Source organism: Desulfoplanes sp., assembly GCF_054921335.1.
On the sequence record NZ_JBUDSQ010000029.1, the window covers coordinates 19,832 to 35,224 of the forward strand.

At 57.5% G+C, this 15,393-nt stretch carries 15 protein-coding genes and 2 tRNA genes; 11 read left to right on the plus strand and 6 right to left on the minus strand.

Annotated features, from left to right (window positions below; all coding sequences use genetic code 11):
* Window positions 1–80 precede the first annotated feature (80 nt).
* Both ACY692_RS08170 and ACY692_RS08175 read right to left on the minus strand, forming a co-directional pair.
* Window positions 81–584 (minus strand): FKBP-type peptidyl-prolyl cis-trans isomerase, encoded by a 504-nt coding sequence (locus ACY692_RS08170; RefSeq protein WP_462324863.1) that lies wholly within the window; start codon window positions 582–584, stop codon window positions 81–83.
* 257 nt (window positions 585–841) lie between these two features.
* Window positions 842–2,128 (minus strand): 4Fe-4S dicluster domain-containing protein, encoded by a 1,287-nt coding sequence (locus ACY692_RS08175; protein WP_462324864.1) that lies wholly within the window; start codon window positions 2,126–2,128, stop codon window positions 842–844.
* A gap of 111 nt (window positions 2,129–2,239) precedes the next feature.
* On the opposite strand from ACY692_RS08175, the gene ACY692_RS08180 reads away from it, so the two are divergent.
* Complete coding sequence (locus tag ACY692_RS08180; RefSeq protein ID WP_462324865.1) at window positions 2,240–2,761, plus strand: hypothetical protein; 522 nt, start codon at window positions 2,240–2,242, stop codon at window positions 2,759–2,761.
* 338 nt (window positions 2,762–3,099) lie between these two features.
* Here the strand turns inward: ACY692_RS08180 and ACY692_RS08185 are convergent, their stop codons facing one another.
* Together ACY692_RS08185 and ACY692_RS08190 are read right to left on the minus strand one after the other, a co-directional pair.
* Window positions 3,100–3,381, minus strand: coding sequence for a peptidylprolyl isomerase (locus ACY692_RS08185; protein WP_462324866.1), 282 nt, complete (start codon window positions 3,379–3,381; stop codon window positions 3,100–3,102).
* A 4-nt stretch (window positions 3,382–3,385) separates the two neighbouring features.
* Window positions 3,386–4,948, minus strand: a complete 1,563-nt coding sequence (locus ACY692_RS08190) for a DEAD/DEAH box helicase (RefSeq protein WP_462324867.1) — start codon at window positions 4,946–4,948, stop codon at window positions 3,386–3,388.
* An 86-nt stretch (window positions 4,949–5,034) separates the two neighbouring features.
* Here ACY692_RS08190 and ACY692_RS08195 point away from each other — a divergent pair, with 86 nt between their 5' ends.
* Entirely contained in the window at window positions 5,035–5,910 is an 876-nt protein-coding gene (locus tag ACY692_RS08195; RefSeq protein ID WP_462324868.1) for a DMT family transporter, read from the plus strand.
* 85 nt (window positions 5,911–5,995) lie between these two features.
* Here ACY692_RS08195 and gpmI read toward each other — a convergent pair whose 3' ends face one another.
* Entirely contained in the window at window positions 5,996–7,546 is a 1,551-nt protein-coding gene (gene gpmI / locus ACY692_RS08200; protein ID WP_462324869.1) for a 2,3-bisphosphoglycerate-independent phosphoglycerate mutase, read from the minus strand.
* Window positions 7,539–7,919, minus strand: a complete 381-nt coding sequence (gene rsfS, locus ACY692_RS08205; RefSeq protein ID WP_462324870.1) for a ribosome silencing factor — start codon at window positions 7,917–7,919, stop codon at window positions 7,539–7,541. Before rsfS ends, gpmI begins: the two co-directional genes overlap by 8 nt.
* A gap of 468 nt (window positions 7,920–8,387) precedes the next feature.
* Here rsfS and ACY692_RS08210 point away from each other — a divergent pair, with 468 nt between their 5' ends.
* The 9 genes from ACY692_RS08210 (at window position 8,388) to ACY692_RS08250 (ending at window position 15,162) form a co-directional block, all read left to right on the plus strand.
* A complete protein-coding gene (locus ACY692_RS08210; RefSeq protein ID WP_462324871.1) occupies window positions 8,388–9,686 on the plus strand; it encodes a phenylacetate--CoA ligase family protein in 1,299 nt (432 codons plus the stop codon).
* A 63-nt stretch (window positions 9,687–9,749) separates the two neighbouring features.
* Complete coding sequence (locus ACY692_RS08215) at window positions 9,750–10,181, plus strand: ACT domain-containing protein (protein WP_462324872.1); 432 nt, start codon at window positions 9,750–9,752, stop codon at window positions 10,179–10,181.
* Between the two features lie 229 nt (window positions 10,182–10,410).
* Window positions 10,411–11,580, plus strand: a complete 1,170-nt coding sequence (locus ACY692_RS08220) for an ABC transporter substrate-binding protein (protein ID WP_462324873.1) — start codon at window positions 10,411–10,413, stop codon at window positions 11,578–11,580.
* A 258-nt stretch (window positions 11,581–11,838) separates the two neighbouring features.
* Window positions 11,839–12,702: a branched-chain amino acid ABC transporter permease gene (locus ACY692_RS08225; RefSeq protein ID WP_462324874.1), complete on the plus strand. Its 864-nt coding sequence runs from the start codon at window positions 11,839–11,841 to the stop codon at window positions 12,700–12,702.
* Between the two features lie 87 nt (window positions 12,703–12,789).
* Entirely contained in the window at window positions 12,790–13,314 is a 525-nt protein-coding gene (locus ACY692_RS08230; RefSeq protein WP_462324875.1) for a DciA family protein, read from the plus strand.
* 20 nt (window positions 13,315–13,334) lie between these two features.
* Window positions 13,335–13,688, plus strand: a complete 354-nt coding sequence (locus ACY692_RS08235; RefSeq protein WP_462324876.1) for a hypothetical protein — start codon at window positions 13,335–13,337, stop codon at window positions 13,686–13,688.
* A gap of 154 nt (window positions 13,689–13,842) precedes the next feature.
* Window positions 13,843–13,916, plus strand: a tRNA-Gln gene (locus tag ACY692_RS08240).
* 6 nt (window positions 13,917–13,922) lie between these two features.
* A tRNA-Glu gene (locus tag ACY692_RS08245) sits at window positions 13,923–14,000 on the plus strand.
* A 349-nt stretch (window positions 14,001–14,349) separates the two neighbouring features.
* Window positions 14,350–15,162, plus strand: coding sequence for a phosphate ABC transporter substrate-binding protein (locus ACY692_RS08250; protein ID WP_462324877.1), 813 nt, complete (start codon window positions 14,350–14,352; stop codon window positions 15,160–15,162).
* Window positions 15,163–15,393: the final 231 nt, after the last annotated feature.

The window sequence follows — 15,393 nt, forward strand, 5'->3', positions numbered from 1 at the left end:
CCATACAACCCGCGGGGCTCACATCCGACCGAGGAAGCTAACGTCCCGGTCTCTCTCCCCGAGGGGGGGGCCGCATGGTATTATCCCTGTTCGCAGCCGCTACACCCGGAGCATCCTTCGGTGGAACAGGCGGCCTCCTGGCCAGCTGCAGCCTGGTCGGAAATCCCGACCACTTCGATGCCAAACGTCAGGGACTTGCCCGCCAGGGGATGGTTGAGATCAAGGGTCAATTTTTCCTCGTCCACATATGTGATCAGGGCCGGCATCTGCTGGCCCTCGGAAGTGGACACCCCGATGGTCTGGCCCACCTGCGGATCCATGCCCTCCGGGATCTGAGCAACAGGAAAATCCATGATCCTGTCCGCCATATGTTCACCGTAGGCCTCGTCCGGAGTAAGAGTGAAGGTCTTTTTTTCACCCAACTCCATACCCATGAGGGCGGCCTCGAATCCGGGGATCATCTGTCCTCCGCCCATGGGCACTTCCAGGGGGTCCCTCCCTTCACTGGTGTCGAATACCTGTCCATCCTCGAGGGTTCCCGTATAGGCCACCTGCACGAACAGGCCGTTTTCTACCTTCTGCATAAATCCTTCTCCTGACTGCTTGCGATGAACCGAACATATCGACCCGCTGAAAAAATGGGGACGGTCCGGGAACACCGTGTTCATAAAGTCGGGTTCCCTACCCCACAATTCAGGCACAATGCCGTCCAAGAGAGATAACAAACCAAAGGCCCCGTTACCGTGTCCGGTTCCGGAGCGACGAATTGAAAACCTACGAACGAATCGGAAAGTGTCAACCGGTTCACGTAAAAAACACCCCGCTGTAGGGGCACCCCCCCTCATCCATGATAAAAATGCGTGATCAAATATTCCAGATACCGGGACTTCACCTGCTCCAAAGCCATGGCCTGCTTGATGACCGGGAGCTTGAGCACGACGCCCAGCACCGCTGCCAGGGCCCGGTGGCTCCATAGGACATGGTTGTCAAAGATCAGGTGCTGGAACTTGCCCCGCTCGATGGCCATGACCACGCATCTATGGGTCGAATTGAGCGGAGTGATGACCCGCTTTTCCCGGGGCCGCATGGATATGGCCCCTTCGGGACAATTTCTGGCACACACGCCGCATCCCAGACATATGTCGGCATGCACGTGGGTCTTCTTGCCCTTGGGATCAAAAGGGTCATTGGCCGAAACCAGCCCCATGGCCTCCACCGGGCAGACGTTCACGCATTTGCCGCAGGTGGTGCACTGGTCATAGTCGATCTCTGGCATGAAATTGGTCGTGTGGATGGGATGGAGCAGGCCGAACCGTTTGGCCGCGATCATGGCCTCACAGCAACACCCGCAACAATTACAGATGAAGTTGACCCCCTGCCTGCAGTTTTCTCCAAACTGGACCAGATTGTGCTCGCGGGCCTGGTCCAGGAGGTCGAGCCCTTCGGCCACATCCACGGACCGGGCAAAACCGTGCTTGATGAGCGAACCGGCCGAGGCATTGAAGGTCATGCAGATATCCAGGGGCGCGCCACACCCCCTGCCCATATGCTGCATCTTGGACCGGCAATAGCAGGTCGAAACCCCCATCTGTGGAGAAGCCTTGATGACCCCGGAGGCCCGTTCGTAATCCAGAACATGGCCGTCATCCTCCCTGGTCAAAACGGACTCGTTCACAAAGACCCGGCCAATCTGTGTTTCCCCCCTGACGAATAGATTCTTGATGAAATCCTCTTCCTCGTTGCAATATTGGTAAAAGAGCTGAGCCAGTAGATGCTGGTCGATGTCCCCACGGGTGCGCATCATGGAAAACTCGAAAAATCCGGCCATGGGCGGGGGCAATACATACACGGACCGCCCATCCTCTTCCTCGATGTCCACGAGGATAGCCCGACCGGCGAGCCCGTCCAGAATCCCCTGGGTCTCGGCCAGGGGCTTTTGCCAGACCTGGGCCGCCTTGTGGGCGTCAAAGGGCTTGATGGGCAGCTTGGCCACCAGGGCGGCCTCCTTTTCCGAAAACAGGATATGCAAAATTTTGTATAACAATGGTGAGGGTGGTGCCCCCTGGGGAAAACGGTTGATGCGATCCACAAGGCTATCGTAGCCGGGCCGGATGGTTTGGTTTGCCATAGATCGTCTCTCCATTTTGTATGACATTATATCTAAAAAATACATTGCTTTATACTAAAATAATGCTATGTATTCAAGAAATTTTCCCACAAAAGATACAAGGTACCGCACATGACGACCATTCCTCTGGGCAGCCCGTTACACATTTCCGTCCCACGCTTGCAGGGCTGCTGGCTCCAGACCGATGGGCACGGACTCAACCTGAACCTGAATTTTCCGGACACGACCGACCAAGAGATGGCCGCGTTCTCGCAAGGGATCCGGACCATAGGGATGTTTGCCGCGGACACAATCCCGCCCGTCCCCTTCCTCCTCCTCGGATTCAAGAACAGGGCATTCGGTCCGGTCGAGGGAACCTTTGACGCCCGGTCCCAGCACAGGGAATATCTCGACCACTTCATGGACCTTCCTTTGCCGGTCAGGATGGGGATTTTTCTCTCCGACATGGGCCGCATCCGGGGGATCGCCCATGTGGTCCTGCCGCACAGGGTCACCTTGGCACTGAAGGAGACGGTCCAATGCCAGCTGTCCACACCCTACACCGCTGAAGCCTTTGCCAGCAACAAATTGAACATACAGACGGCCTACTCGACCCAGCAACTCCTCGACATGGCCTATTATGTCGACGAGTGACCCCCCCAAAAATAACGCCAAAAGGCCGGGCCACCTCATCTATGGAGAGGTGGCCCGGCCTTTTTTATCGGTTCTGGGATAAGGGGTGTACGGGATACCGGACAGATCCGTTTTTTCTATCGGGTCCTAAAAAAAATTGGTACTTTGCGAACCGAATTTTCGCTCGATTCCGTCATTCACGGCGTTGGCCGGGATCTTGGGGGACAAGAACATGGCCGGGAGGGCAACATAACGCGGAATCCAGGGCGGTCCCGGATCAGGTCCGGGGGTGACGTATTTGGGTTTGTCGGGTCCTGGTTGCCGCCCTTTCTTCCGTGTTCTTCCCTGGTCCGTTATCCTTACTCCATCCTCGAGGTCACCTCGATGAGGTGGAAGCCGAATTGGGTGCGCACGGGTCCGTGGACCACTCCGGCTTCCTTGTTGAAGACGACCTCCTCGAATTCCGGGACCATTTCGCCCATGCCGAATTCCCCAAGATCCCCCCCACGCCGGCCTGACGGACAGGAAGAATGCGCAGCGGCCACCTCGGCGAAATCTTGGCCGTTGAGGATATCCTGCTTGAGGCGTTCGCAGCTCTCCAGTGTCGGGACGAGAATGTGTCTAGCCCTTGCTCGGGTCATGGTTCTACTCCTTGTTTTTGGGGGTTGACTGCCGGCCCTGTTTGCCCTGGTCCGATCCCGCGGATGGACCGGTGCCGCCCTTTGGGGACCGTTTTTGCTTTCCCCGCCGTCTGGGCCGTTTGCGGGGTGTTGGTTTCTGCATCTCCCTGCCCTGGGCCGGCTCCCCCTTGGGGGCTTCGACAGGTTTGGCCACGGAACTCTGATAGAATTCATCGAGGAGCATGGCCATGAGGGGCCGCATCTCCTCGTCCTCCCCAAGTGTCTTGGCCAGGGGAATGAACCGCTCCATCCGCTCCTTTTGGAGCAGGTCCTTGGTCCGCATTCGGGCCTCGAGCAGGGCGATGGCCCGATCGGACATGAGTTCCTGGACATCCCCATCACCGGGCAATTCCCGTTCTTCGAGGGGTACCCGGAACTGGGATCCAATGGATTTCATCTTGAGTTCCTCGATCACATCGACCAGGATGATCGCCTGGCCGCTGGCTCCGGCCCTGCCGGTCCGGCCGGACCTATGGATATACACCTCCGGGTCCTCGGGGGGTTCATACTGGATGACATGAGAAAGTTCCGGAATGTCGATCCCTCTCGCGGCCACATCCGTTGCGACCAGAAACCGGAGGTCCCCCTTGCGCACTCGACCGAGAACCCGGTCCCGGGCTCCCTGGGAAAGGTCCGAGCTCAATTCGTCCGCGTCATATCCGAACCGTTTGAGGACCACGTTGACAAAATGCACGTTTGCCTTGGTATTGCAAAAGATGATCGCCGAGGCCGGATTCTCCATCTCCAGGATACGGATAAGGGCCCGGTCCCGTTTCATCCCCGGGACCTTGTAGTAAACATGCTCCACCTCGGTGACGTGCATGTGGTCGCTGCTCAGGCTGAGGACCTGGGGGGTGTGCAGAAATTCCCCGGCCAGCCGTTTGACATGGGGGGGATAGGTGGCGGAAAAAAGCGCGGTGGTGATCTTTTTCCGGGGAAGATACCCCTGTACCGCCTTCATATCCGGGTAGAACCCCATGGACAGCATCCGGTCCGCCTCATCCAGGACCAGGAAAGAAATTCCGTCCAGATTCAGGGTTCCCTTGAGCAGATGGTCGAGTACCCTTCCCGGCGTACCCACCACAAACTGAGCCCCCCCGTGCAGATCGTCGAGCTGGACGGTGTAGGAGGCCCCGCCGTACAGGGCTGCAGTTTTGATCTTTCCATCCTTGGCAATGGCCTGTGCCTCGGCAATGACCTGCCTGGCCAACTCCCTGGTCGGAACCAGAACAAGGGCCTGACACACGGGACGCGCGGCATCGATCTTTTCAAACAACGGGAGTACATACGCCCCGGTCTTGCCGGTTCCCGTACGGGATTGGACCATGACATCCCTGCCCTTGGTCAGGTAGGGAATGGTCCTGGCCTGGACCGGTGTCAACGAGGTCCAGCCCATGCCGGCGCAGGCCTGCTGGAGAAATTCCGGAAGATCATCCAATCCGACTTCCGGAATTTCAGGTTTCTCGGTATCGGTTGCGGGGACTTCCGGTGCGGTTGGTGCTCCGTTGGTGTGTTCTTCGTGTTCCACGTAGTTTTCCTTATGGTAGTGACATGCCCGCGGGGAATATTCTTCTGGGCATGGTTGGATTTGTATTTTTCCAAGGACAGGTCATCATGCCGCGTTCCCGTCAATCCAGGGCCTATGCTTTCGGCCTGACCTCGGTTCTCATCTGGTCCACAGTGGCCTCGGCCTTCAAGCTCACCCTGCGGCACATGGATCCTGTCCAAATGCTGGCCGTTGCCACCCTGACCTCGGTGTGCGTGCTTTTTGGTATCCTTGTGGTCCAGAAAAAGCTGGCCCTGCTGGCAGCCCTCACCCACCGGGATGTCCTTGTCTCCATGGGGATGGGGCTGCTCAACCCCCTGCTCTATTATTTGATCCTGTTCAAGGCCTATGATCTGCTTCCGGCCCAGGAGGCACAGGCCCTCAACTACACATGGGCCATCACCATGGCCCTTTTGTCCGTCCCCCTGCTGGGACAGCGGGTGGGCAAACGCCAGTTCCTGGCCATCGTCATAAGCTATATCGGGGTTCTGGTCATCGCCACCCACGGTCATGTTCTGGATCTCGAATTCTCCGATCCCCTGGGGACGGGACTGGCCCTGGGCAGCACGATCATCTGGGCCCTGTACTGGATCTTGAACACCCGGGACAGGCTCGATCCCTGTGTGCGGCTGTTTGTAAATTTCTGCTCCGGGACGGTCTACATCCTTCTCTACACCCCGCTCGTATCGAGCTTCTCCTTCGGCACATGGGCCGGGCTCACCGGCGCGGTCTATGTCGGGGTCTTCGAGATGGGGATCACCTTCGTCTTCTGGCTCATGGCCCTCAAATACACTTCGAGCGCGGGCAGGATCAGCCACCTCATCTATCTTTCGCCGCTCGTGTCCCTGGGGCTGATACGACTCCTGGTGGGAGAACCCATTCTTCCTTCAACCATTGTCGGACTGGTACTGATTCTCGGCGGGGTGGCACTGCAGGGGAGGTGACAAAAAAAATTACGCCCGCAGAGGGGAAAGGAATGGGGCATGAAAATTTCGATGGACACGGTTTTGACCGCCTAACCAGCCCTCTTCATCCTGGCCCCTTCCCCAGCAGGGAGCGTCCTGTCATTTCCTCGGGCTGATCCATGCCAAGGAGATCAAGGAGGGTCGGGGCGACATCGCACAGGGCGCCGCCATCTCGCAATGTTCGGTTTCCAGTACCCTTGCCCACCAGAACGCACGGGACCGGATTGAGGCTGTGGCAGGTCTTGGCGCCGCCGTCTGGATCGAGCATGTCCTCGGCATTGCCGTGGTCCGCCGTGACCAACCCCTTGCCGCCAACCCCGTCCAAGGTTTGCATGACCCTGCCGACGCATGCGTCCACGGCCCCACACGCCGCAACAACTGCCGGGATGGACCCGGTATGGCCGACCATATCCAGGTTGGCGAAATTGCATACGATGAGCCTATATTCATTGTTCCGGATCGCACCGCACAGGGTTTCGGCCACCAGGTTGACACTCATCCCGGGCTTGAGATCATAGGTGGCCACCTCCCGGGGTGAGGGAATGAGCTTGCGGTCTTCACCCTTGAAAGGTTCTTCACGTCCGCCGTTGAAAAAATAGGTCACATGGGCGTACTTTTCGGTTTCGGCCACACGGAATTGCTTGGCCCCCCGGCCGGCCACCACCTCACCCAGAATATTTGTCATCCTGACCGGGGGGAAGGCGGCCGGGAGCCCGAAATGTTCGTCGTACCGTGTCATGGTGGCCATGGTACAGAGATGGGGAACCTTTGTGCGCTTGAACCCCCCAAAATCGGGATCAAACAGGGCCTGGGTCATCTGCCTGGCCCTGTCCGCCCTGAAATTAAAGAAAAAGACCGCGTCCCCATCTTCGACCACCCCCACGGGCCGACCATCTTCCATGATCACCCGGGGCTTGACGAATTCGTCGTTTTCCCCCTGGTCATAGGACTCCTGGATGGCGGCAAGGGGATCGTCAGCCGCGATACCTTCCCCCAGGGTCAAAGCGTCATAGGCCGACCGGATACGATCCCACCGTTTGTCCCGGTCCATGGCATAAAAACGTCCGCTGACCGTGGCGATCCGACCGACACCGATGTTCTCGATATCTTCCTGCAATCGCTGCACATAGCCGAGCCCGCTCGAGGGTGGGGTATCCCGACCATCCAAAAAGGCGTGGACCAGGACGTCCTCGAGCCCCCTCTCCTTGCACAGGGCAAGCAGGGCGGCCAGGTGGGCCTGGTCACTGTGCACCCCGCCATCCGAGACCAACCCCATGAAATGGATGCGCCCCCCCCGGTCCCTGGTCGTTTCGATCAGGTCGAGAAGGACCGCATTGGTTTTCAGGGAACCGTCCCTGACCGCCATATTGATACGCATGATGTCCTGGTAGACGATGCGACCGGCCCCGAGGTTGAGATGGCCGACCTCGGAATTGCCCATCTGCCGGGGGGGGAGTCCGACCGATTCGCCCATGCATGCCAACGTCGTGGTCGGGCAGGAATCGAGCAGCGCATCGAGATGGGGCGTTTTCGCCTGGGAAATGGCATTCCCCGGCCCGGGGGGGGCCACGCCCCACCCATCCAGGATCAGCAGCAGCACGGGAGGGTTATCCATCGGATCGCTCCTCGAACCCGGGATCGATGCGGCCCACTCCGGTGAACAGCCCTTCTATATTGTACAACTCTCGGACCTCTTTTTGGAAAATATGCACGACAACGTCGTTGAAATCCACAAGAATCCATTGACCGGACTCCGCTCCTTCGACGCCCAAGACAGGCCCCCCATGCTGCTTTCCCTGCTCCACAAGCCAGGAACTCATGGATTTCGCCTGCCGGGCGCTGTTGGCCGTGGCAATGATCATCCCCTCGGTCACCGAAGAATATCCCCGCACATCCAGCATAACGATACCACGCGCCTTTTTTTCGTGAAGCCATGCGGCTATCTGTTCCAATCTTTCCTGTATATGTGTCGTATTCTTTTTGGACATGCGTTCTCCTTGAACGGGCCGAACAGGGCCCGGAATGGTTCATCGCGGGATAAACAAGGACAGATCCTTCCGCAGCGGAAGACCTGCCTTCCACCCGGTCCGATACCGTCAACCCGTGTACATACGGGAAAGTTAGCTGCAGAGCAAATGGTTCTGCCCACAGACACCAATAATCCACGGCCCCCGCCGCCTCATGCGCAAAAAACATCTTGACAGGCCACCCGGTCTTTGCAACATATCCGTTCACCATGAACCAGACCTTCACCGCTTTTTCCCTGTATTATTTTTATTTTTTTACCTTTGCTCTCAAAGGGGAATCCGTGGTGTCGGCCTAGACACATACCAGTTTCGAATCGAACAACCCAGCCGCGGACAGCCAGAACTGACCGCGGCTTTTTTTATTTTCATCATCCATCGGGGCGGCCCCACCATGCCGCCCTTCATTCAACGAATCAGGGAGACGGGACCATGATGTACGATGTCGAACGCGAGACTATGCCACGGGAAGAGCTGGAGGCTCTGCAAACGCGTCGCCTGACCTATCTTGTGGACAAGCTGTACCACAACGTTCCCTTTTACCGGGAAAAATTCAAGGAACAGGGGGTCAAACCCGAACAGATCAAATCCCTTAAGGATCTGAAATACCTGCCCTTCACCGAGAAACAGGACCTGCGCAACAATTACCCCTACGGCCTCTTTGCCACGCCCAAGGAGAACATCGTCCGCATCCATGCCTCGTCCGGAACCACGGGCAAGGCAACCGTGGTCGGCTATACCCAGCGTGACGTGGACACCTGGGCGACCCTCATGGCCCGCTGCCTCATGGCCACGGGGGGATCACGCCGGGACATGGTCCACAATGCCTACGGGTATGGGTTGTTCACCGGCGGGCTGGGCATGCACTACGGTGCGGAAAAACTCGGGGCGACCATCATGCCCTTTTCCGGAGGCGGCACCAGGCGTCAGGTCATGCTCATGAAGGATTTCGGCTCCAGCATCCTGTGCAGCACCCCGTCCTATGCCATCAAGCTCCATGAAACGATCATCGGCTCAGGCATGGCTCCCGAGGATCTCAAACTCAAGATCGGTATCTTTGGGGCCGAACCCTGGAGCGAGGGCATACGCCAGGACATCGAGTCCAAACTGGGGATCAAGGCGTACGACATCTATGGGCTCTCGGAAATCATGGGACCGGGCGTGGCCATCGAGTGCAAAACGGCCCAGAACGGGCTGCACATATGGGAAGACCACTTCATTCCGGAGATCATCGATCCGGAGACCGGCGAGGTCCTCCCCCTGGGTGAAACCGGGGAGCTGGTCATCACCACCATCACCAAGGAAGGCATTCCCCTCATCCGCTACCGGACCAGAGACATCACCGCCCTGGACCCGGTTCCCTGCAAGTGCGGCCGGACCCACGTGCGCATGAGCAGGATCAAGGGACGCAGCGACGACATGCTCATCATCCGCGGCGTGAATGTCTTCCCCACCCAGATCGAATCCATCCTTATGGATACCCACGGTCTGACCTCCCACTACCAGCTGATCATCCGTCGTCAGGGGGCCATGGATACCCTGGAGGCCCAGGTGGAGATCGACGAAAAACTCTTCTCTGACGAAATCAAACATTTACAGAAAATTGAAGCCAAGATACAACGTGACATCAAGGAATTTTTGGGTGTCACCGCCAAGGTATCGCTGGTCGAGCCGAGAACCATTGAACGATCCCAGGGCAAGGCCAAGAGGATCGTGGATCTGCGCTCGTAATCCAGGCAGACGACAGACGTCGGCCCCTTCGCCCCAAACCGATCAACCAACGAGGGAATAGTCATGAAAGTCGAACAAATATCCGTATTCCTGGAAAACAGAGCCGGAAGGCTGGGTGAGGTAACCCGGGTTCTGTCCGAAGCCGGCATCAACATCAGGGCCCTGTCCCTGGCCGACACGTCCGATTTCGGCATCCTGCGGCTCATTGTCACGGACCACGAAAAGGCCAAACAGGTTCTCAAGGAGAACGGCTTCACCGTGGGCCGGACCAATGTCGTGGCAGCGGAGATGGAGGACCAACCGGGCGGGCTGCACCATATCCTGGACATCCTCGGCAAACAGGGCGTGAACGTGGAATACATGTACGCCTTTGTCCAGCAGAGCGGCAAGAATGCCGTGCTCATCTTCCGCTTTGACCGTACGGACCAGGCCATCGAAATCCTCCAGGAAAACGGCATCCGCATTCTTGCGGGCGACGAAGTCTACACCATCTGATGACCATGACGGCCGCAGTTTCCCGAAAGGGAGACTGCGGCTTGTCGGTTGCAATCTTGCTAATTGTTCACCTTCACCCCAGGGCCACGGCCAGGCACCCCTTTTTCCTTGATCCGTCCGAAGACCACATCTTCATTTCTTCGTGACACACCCGCCCTTGCCCGCCGCCCATGCAAACCTCTTCGTGCGGAATCATCCGGATTCCCGTACACCCCTACAGGAGATTTTCATGAGCCACATACTGCGCATTTTCTGTCTCTGTCTCTTCCTTTTCGCAACCACAGCCTGCGGCACCAGCGACCGGGACACCGCCGCCAATAAAAAAGACGCGTCCGCCAAGGATGCGACCATCAAGATCGGAGCGGTCCTGCGCCTCTCACGCGGTGCTTCTGACGGCCTTCCCGCCCGACACGGCATGGAGATCGCCGTGGATCAGATCAACTCAGCCGGCGGTATCGGCGGCAAAAAACTGGAAGTTATCTTCTACGACAGCAAGGATGATTCGACCACGGCCGTCAATGCCGTGCAGAAACTCATCTCCGTAGACAAGGTCCAGGCCATTGTCGGCCCCATGATGAGCGGCAACGTCCTGGCCTCGGCCCCCCTGTGCAACCGGGACAAGGTGGTCATGCTCACACCTTCGGGAACCTCACCCAAAATCTCCCAGGCAGGTCCCTATATTTTCCGTCTGTGCACACCCATCCATACCCAGGCCAAGGCCCTGGTGGACAAGGCCGTGGAACTCAGCGGCAAGGACAACCCCAGCGCGGCCATCGTGTACAGCAACGACCCCTACGGCAAGGGCTGCAAAAAATTGTTTGTCAAGTATCTCGAAGAACTGGCCATCACCCCGACAGCTGTTGAGGCCTTCCAGCGCGGGGACAAGGATTTTCAGGCCCAGCTGACCAACATCGCGGGCAAGAATCCCGATCTCCTCTTCTTCCCCGGCTATCTCCAGGAAACCGCCCCCCTTATGAGCCAGGCCAGACAGATGGGACTCACGGGCTTAAGCGTAGGCGTGTTCGGCGACATGGCCCCCCTGTATGTCAAACTTGCCGGCAAGGCTGCTGAAAACCATTTGAACGCCAGCGAGTACGACAAGGCCAATCCTTCGGAAAAGAACAAGAAATTCGTTGACGCATACAAAAAAATTCTGGCAGCGGACGTCCAGGCCTCAGACAATGTCATGTTCGCCTCCCTGACCTACGACGCGGTCCAGCTCCTGGCCGGGGCCTTTGCCCAGGGCGCGTTCACCGGTGAAGAGATCAGAAAATACCTCGAAAACGTGGACGCCTTCCCCGGCGTGACCGGGACCCTGTCCTTCGACGGCAACGGGGACGTCCAGAAGGGGGACGTGTATCTCTTCCAGGTCAAGGAAGGGAAATACAAAAGGATTTAAAGGGAAGGGAGACGGGAGAGAGGAGACAGGAGAAAGGAGACGGGAGACGGGAGAAGGGAGAAGGATCCATAATAGCGTACCCTCATCTCGGGGCCTTTGGGATGATGTTCGTGATCTCTGATCTCCGACCGCCGATCTCGGACCTCGTCTTTTCCTGTCTCCCGTCTCCTGTCTCCCTTTTTTCCTTTGCTTTTCTCCGCGTCTCTGCGCCTCTGCGCGAAAATCCTATATCCTATATCCTGTATCCTAAAAAAAACCATGCTCACCCAACAAATCATCAACGGTCTCGTCGCCGGTTCGGCCTACGCCCTGGTGGCCCTTGGTTACACCCTGATCTACGGGGTGCTCGGTCTGATCAACCTGGCCCAGGGGGAACTGTACATGGCCGGGGCCTTTGGGCTGTGGGCAGGCATGGCCTGGCTGGGCCTGCCCTTTCCCGTGGCCGTGCTTTTCGGACTGCTCATGGCCGGGATCGTCGGGGTGTCCATGGACCGACTCGTGTTCCGCCCACTGCGCAGCCGGCACCCGCTCATCCCCATGCTCGCGGCCATCGGGATCTCCATCATGCTCCAAGCGTTGACCCTGCTCTTTTTCGGTCCGGAAACCAAACCATTTGTCCTGGAACTGCCGCCCTCCCACTTGACCATCGGCAATGTCCGTATTTCTCTCATCCAGCTGATGCTCATGGGGGGGGCAGTGGTCGTCATGGCCGGATTGATCTGGTTCGTGCATTTTTCCAGGCACGGAAAGGCGTTACAGGCCGTCGCCCTGGACCCGGAAGCGGCCCGGGTCGTGGGGATCAAACCCGACGTGTCCATCGGTACGGCCTTCTTCGCCAGTGCGCTTATGAGCGGGGCAGCCGGCATGATGATGGCCGCCTACTATAATGCCATCTATCCCCATATGGGGGTCCTTCCAGGACTCAAGGGGTTTTGCGCGGCGGTTCTGGGCGGGGCAGGTTCCATCCCCGGAGCGATCCTCGGCGGACTGCTCCTCGGTCTGGCCGAAAATCTCGGGGCTGCATATATCTCTTCAGGATTCAAGGACGCCTTTGCCTTTGGCATCCTCATCCTCATTCTCCTTGTCCGGCCGGCCGGGATCATAGGCAAACGACGGACATGACCGCATTCTTGCATTTTAACCGGGAGATCCGTACGGGGGACGTTTCAGGATCGTTCTTGTACCGGCTCCGGACAAAGGAGTACAGCCGTGTCCACCAATGAATCCATGCGCCGCAGACGGCATACGACCCCGGTTGCCCGTGCCCTGCACCGTTTTTTCTCATCCAGGACCGGTGCGGACAATCTCAGCCTCGCCCGGCTCTGGGACCAATGGGATTCGTTGTTCGGAAAGGATATCACCGATATGATCAGCCCCTTGGGCCACTCCAAGGATACCCTGCTCCTCGGGGCAGAGGATGCCATCGTCATCCAGGAATTCAGCTATTTCTCGGACCAGATCCTGGAGAAGGTGAACGGCTTTTTAGGAGAACCTGTCTTTTCCCATATCCACATCGAGCTGCTCCGGGGGCGCACCCCCTTGGACCAAAGACTCCTGGGGACCATTGAGGCCGCGCCACCGCCGAGTAGCCCCGAAGACCTGGGTAAACCGGGCACCCTGCCGGACAACGGTTCACCCGTGGCCAGGGCCTACAAGGCCTATGTCGCCTACTTCAAGACAAAGACGGCCCATGGGACTACCGGCACGGATACCAAGGACAATCAAAACCAATAAATGATAAGGAGGACCGTTTCATGAGCGGCACATTCAATCCGGAAGAAGTATTGGCCGGGCTCAAGAAGCCTCTGGACAAGATGACCGTCAAGGAACTCAAGGACTTGGCAATGTCCAGCTTTCCCCAAATCGTTGGAGCATCCGGAATGCAGAAGGAAGACCTGCTCTCCGAGATCAAAGAGGCCCTCGGTTTTACCGAGGAAAAGGGCGGCGGCTCCCCCTATGGCCGGCAGGTCAGCAATCTAAAGGCCGTCATTGCCGATCTCAAGACCAAAAAGGGCCAAACCCCGAAAGGCCAGCGCTCGGAGCGGGCGAAGCTGCGCAAGCAAATCCACACTCTGAAGAAAAAAACCCGCCGTCTCGCAGCCGTATAAAGGCTACGTGCCCCTTGGGGCCGGGGTGGTGGTTCCGTACCATTCCGGATGTCGATTGCCGGAAACGCATTTGAGGAGCACCAAAAAATTTGCCTCTGGCAAAAAAAGTCGTTGACAATACAAGCCTGTTTCCCTAAACAGACTTCTCTCTTGCTGGGCGATCGTTCAACGGCAGGACAGCGGACTCTGACTCCGTCAATCAAGGTTCAAATCCTTGTCGCCCAGCCACCATCCGTCCCCATCGTCTAGCTAGGTCCAGGACACCAGATTTTCATTCTGGGTACAGGGGTTCAAATCCCCTTGGGGACGCCACGGATAAAAGCCCCGTTCATCACTATGATGAACGGGGCTTTTTTGTGTGCTCTACCGAGTAAAAACATATCCCCTCTCGCCCGAAAAGGCTTCGTTCCCCGTCCATCTTGCCCAGAAGACCTCCCCAAATGCAACGACCCTTCTGATCATGAAGTCTCGATCATGTCTCAGAAAAAACAATCCCATCACCGGGTATCTTGTTGAAAATGGTTTAAAAAGAAAAGATCGCCCACAAACTGTCATTTGTCACAAAAAATCTCCCCTCTTGTCACAAACCCGTAACATCTCGCCTCTAAACAGTACCCATCAACCATTTGGACATCTCTTCTAACTTTCTTTGGAGGTCATCATGCAATCAGGTTTCAAGGCGCTTGTTGCCGCTCTCTGTCTCTTCCTCGCCCTGCCCGCCTGGGCCGGCTCGATCCAGATCAAGGGTTCCACCACGGTTCTGCCCATTGCCCAGAAATGTGCCGAGGCGTTCATGAAAGCCAATCCGGACATCGCCATTTCCATCTCCGGCGGTGGTTCAGGTAACGGTATCAAGGCCCTCATCGACGGAACCACGGACATCGCCGATGCATCCCGCTTCATCAAGGGCAAGGAAGTCAAGCGTGCCGTTGAAAACGGTCGCTACCCCGTACCCTTCTCCGTTGCCTACGACTGCATCGTACCCATCGTCCACCCCTCCAACAACGTTGCCAACCTGACCCTGGACCAGCTCAAGGGGATCTACAAGGGCGACATCACCAACTGGAAGGAAGTCGGCGGTCCTGACCAGAACATCGTTGTCATCTCCCGTGACACCTCTTCCGGCACCTATGAAGTCTGGGAAAAGAAGGTCATGAGCAAGGAAAGAGTGTACAACCGCGCTCAGCTCCAGGCCTCCAACGGCGCTGTTGCCCAGACCGTTGCCAAGAACAAGCGGGCCATCGGCTACGTCGGTTTCGGCTACCTGAACAAGGAAATCAAGGGGCTGACCGTCAACGGCATCGAAGGCAACCCTTCCACCACACTAAGCGGCGCCTTCCCCATCTCCCGCGCCCTGTTCATGTTCACCCAGGGCTGGCCCAAGGGTGACACCGCCAAATTCATCAACTTCGTGCTGAACCCCAAGACCGGTCAGCCCCTGGTTGAAGCCGCCGGTTTCGTACCCCTGTATTAATCGAGTACTGCCACGCAGGGAAAAGCCGGGCAGGCGATACAGACTGCCCGGCTTTTGAGCCAAAGAATGTAACATTTTTAAATTTTGGAAATTTTAGGAATTAACGATTTGAAATCCTGAATTTTTTTAAATTCCTGGATTGTTACGTTCGGATGCAAAAAATGTATGCCCCTGATCGTGACCCGGTAGGGGCGGATTCCATATCCGCCCTTGCGGATTCCATATCCGCCC

Bases quoted from the DNA above. Each gene is read 5' to 3' on its own strand.
- ACY692_RS08170 (WP_462324863.1), bottom strand. From the start codon at position 584: ATGCAGAAGGTAGAAAACGGCCTGTTCGTGCAGGTGGCCTATACGGGA.
- ACY692_RS08175 (WP_462324864.1), bottom strand. From the start codon at position 2,128: ATGGCAAACCAAACCATCCGGCCCGGCTACGATAGCCTTGTGGATCGC.
- ACY692_RS08180 (WP_462324865.1), top strand. From the start codon at position 2,240: ATGACGACCATTCCTCTGGGCAGCCCGTTACACATTTCCGTCCCACGC.
- ACY692_RS08185 (WP_462324866.1), bottom strand. From the start codon at position 3,381: ATGACCCGAGCAAGGGCTAGACACATTCTCGTCCCGACACTGGAGAGC.
- ACY692_RS08195 (WP_462324868.1), top strand. From the start codon at position 5,035: ATGCCGCGTTCCCGTCAATCCAGGGCCTATGCTTTCGGCCTGACCTCG.
- gpmI (WP_462324869.1), bottom strand. From the start codon at position 7,546: ATGGATAACCCTCCCGTGCTGCTGCTGATCCTGGATGGGTGGGGCGTG.
- rsfS (WP_462324870.1), bottom strand. From the start codon at position 7,919: ATGTCCAAAAAGAATACGACACATATACAGGAAAGATTGGAACAGATA.
- ACY692_RS08210 (WP_462324871.1), top strand. From the start codon at position 8,388: ATGATGTACGATGTCGAACGCGAGACTATGCCACGGGAAGAGCTGGAG.
- ACY692_RS08215 (WP_462324872.1), top strand. From the start codon at position 9,750: ATGAAAGTCGAACAAATATCCGTATTCCTGGAAAACAGAGCCGGAAGG.
- ACY692_RS08220 (WP_462324873.1), top strand. From the start codon at position 10,411: ATGAGCCACATACTGCGCATTTTCTGTCTCTGTCTCTTCCTTTTCGCA.
- ACY692_RS08225 (WP_462324874.1), top strand. From the start codon at position 11,839: ATGCTCACCCAACAAATCATCAACGGTCTCGTCGCCGGTTCGGCCTAC.
- ACY692_RS08235 (WP_462324876.1), top strand. From the start codon at position 13,335: ATGAGCGGCACATTCAATCCGGAAGAAGTATTGGCCGGGCTCAAGAAG.
- ACY692_RS08250 (WP_462324877.1), top strand. From the start codon at position 14,350: ATGCAATCAGGTTTCAAGGCGCTTGTTGCCGCTCTCTGTCTCTTCCTC.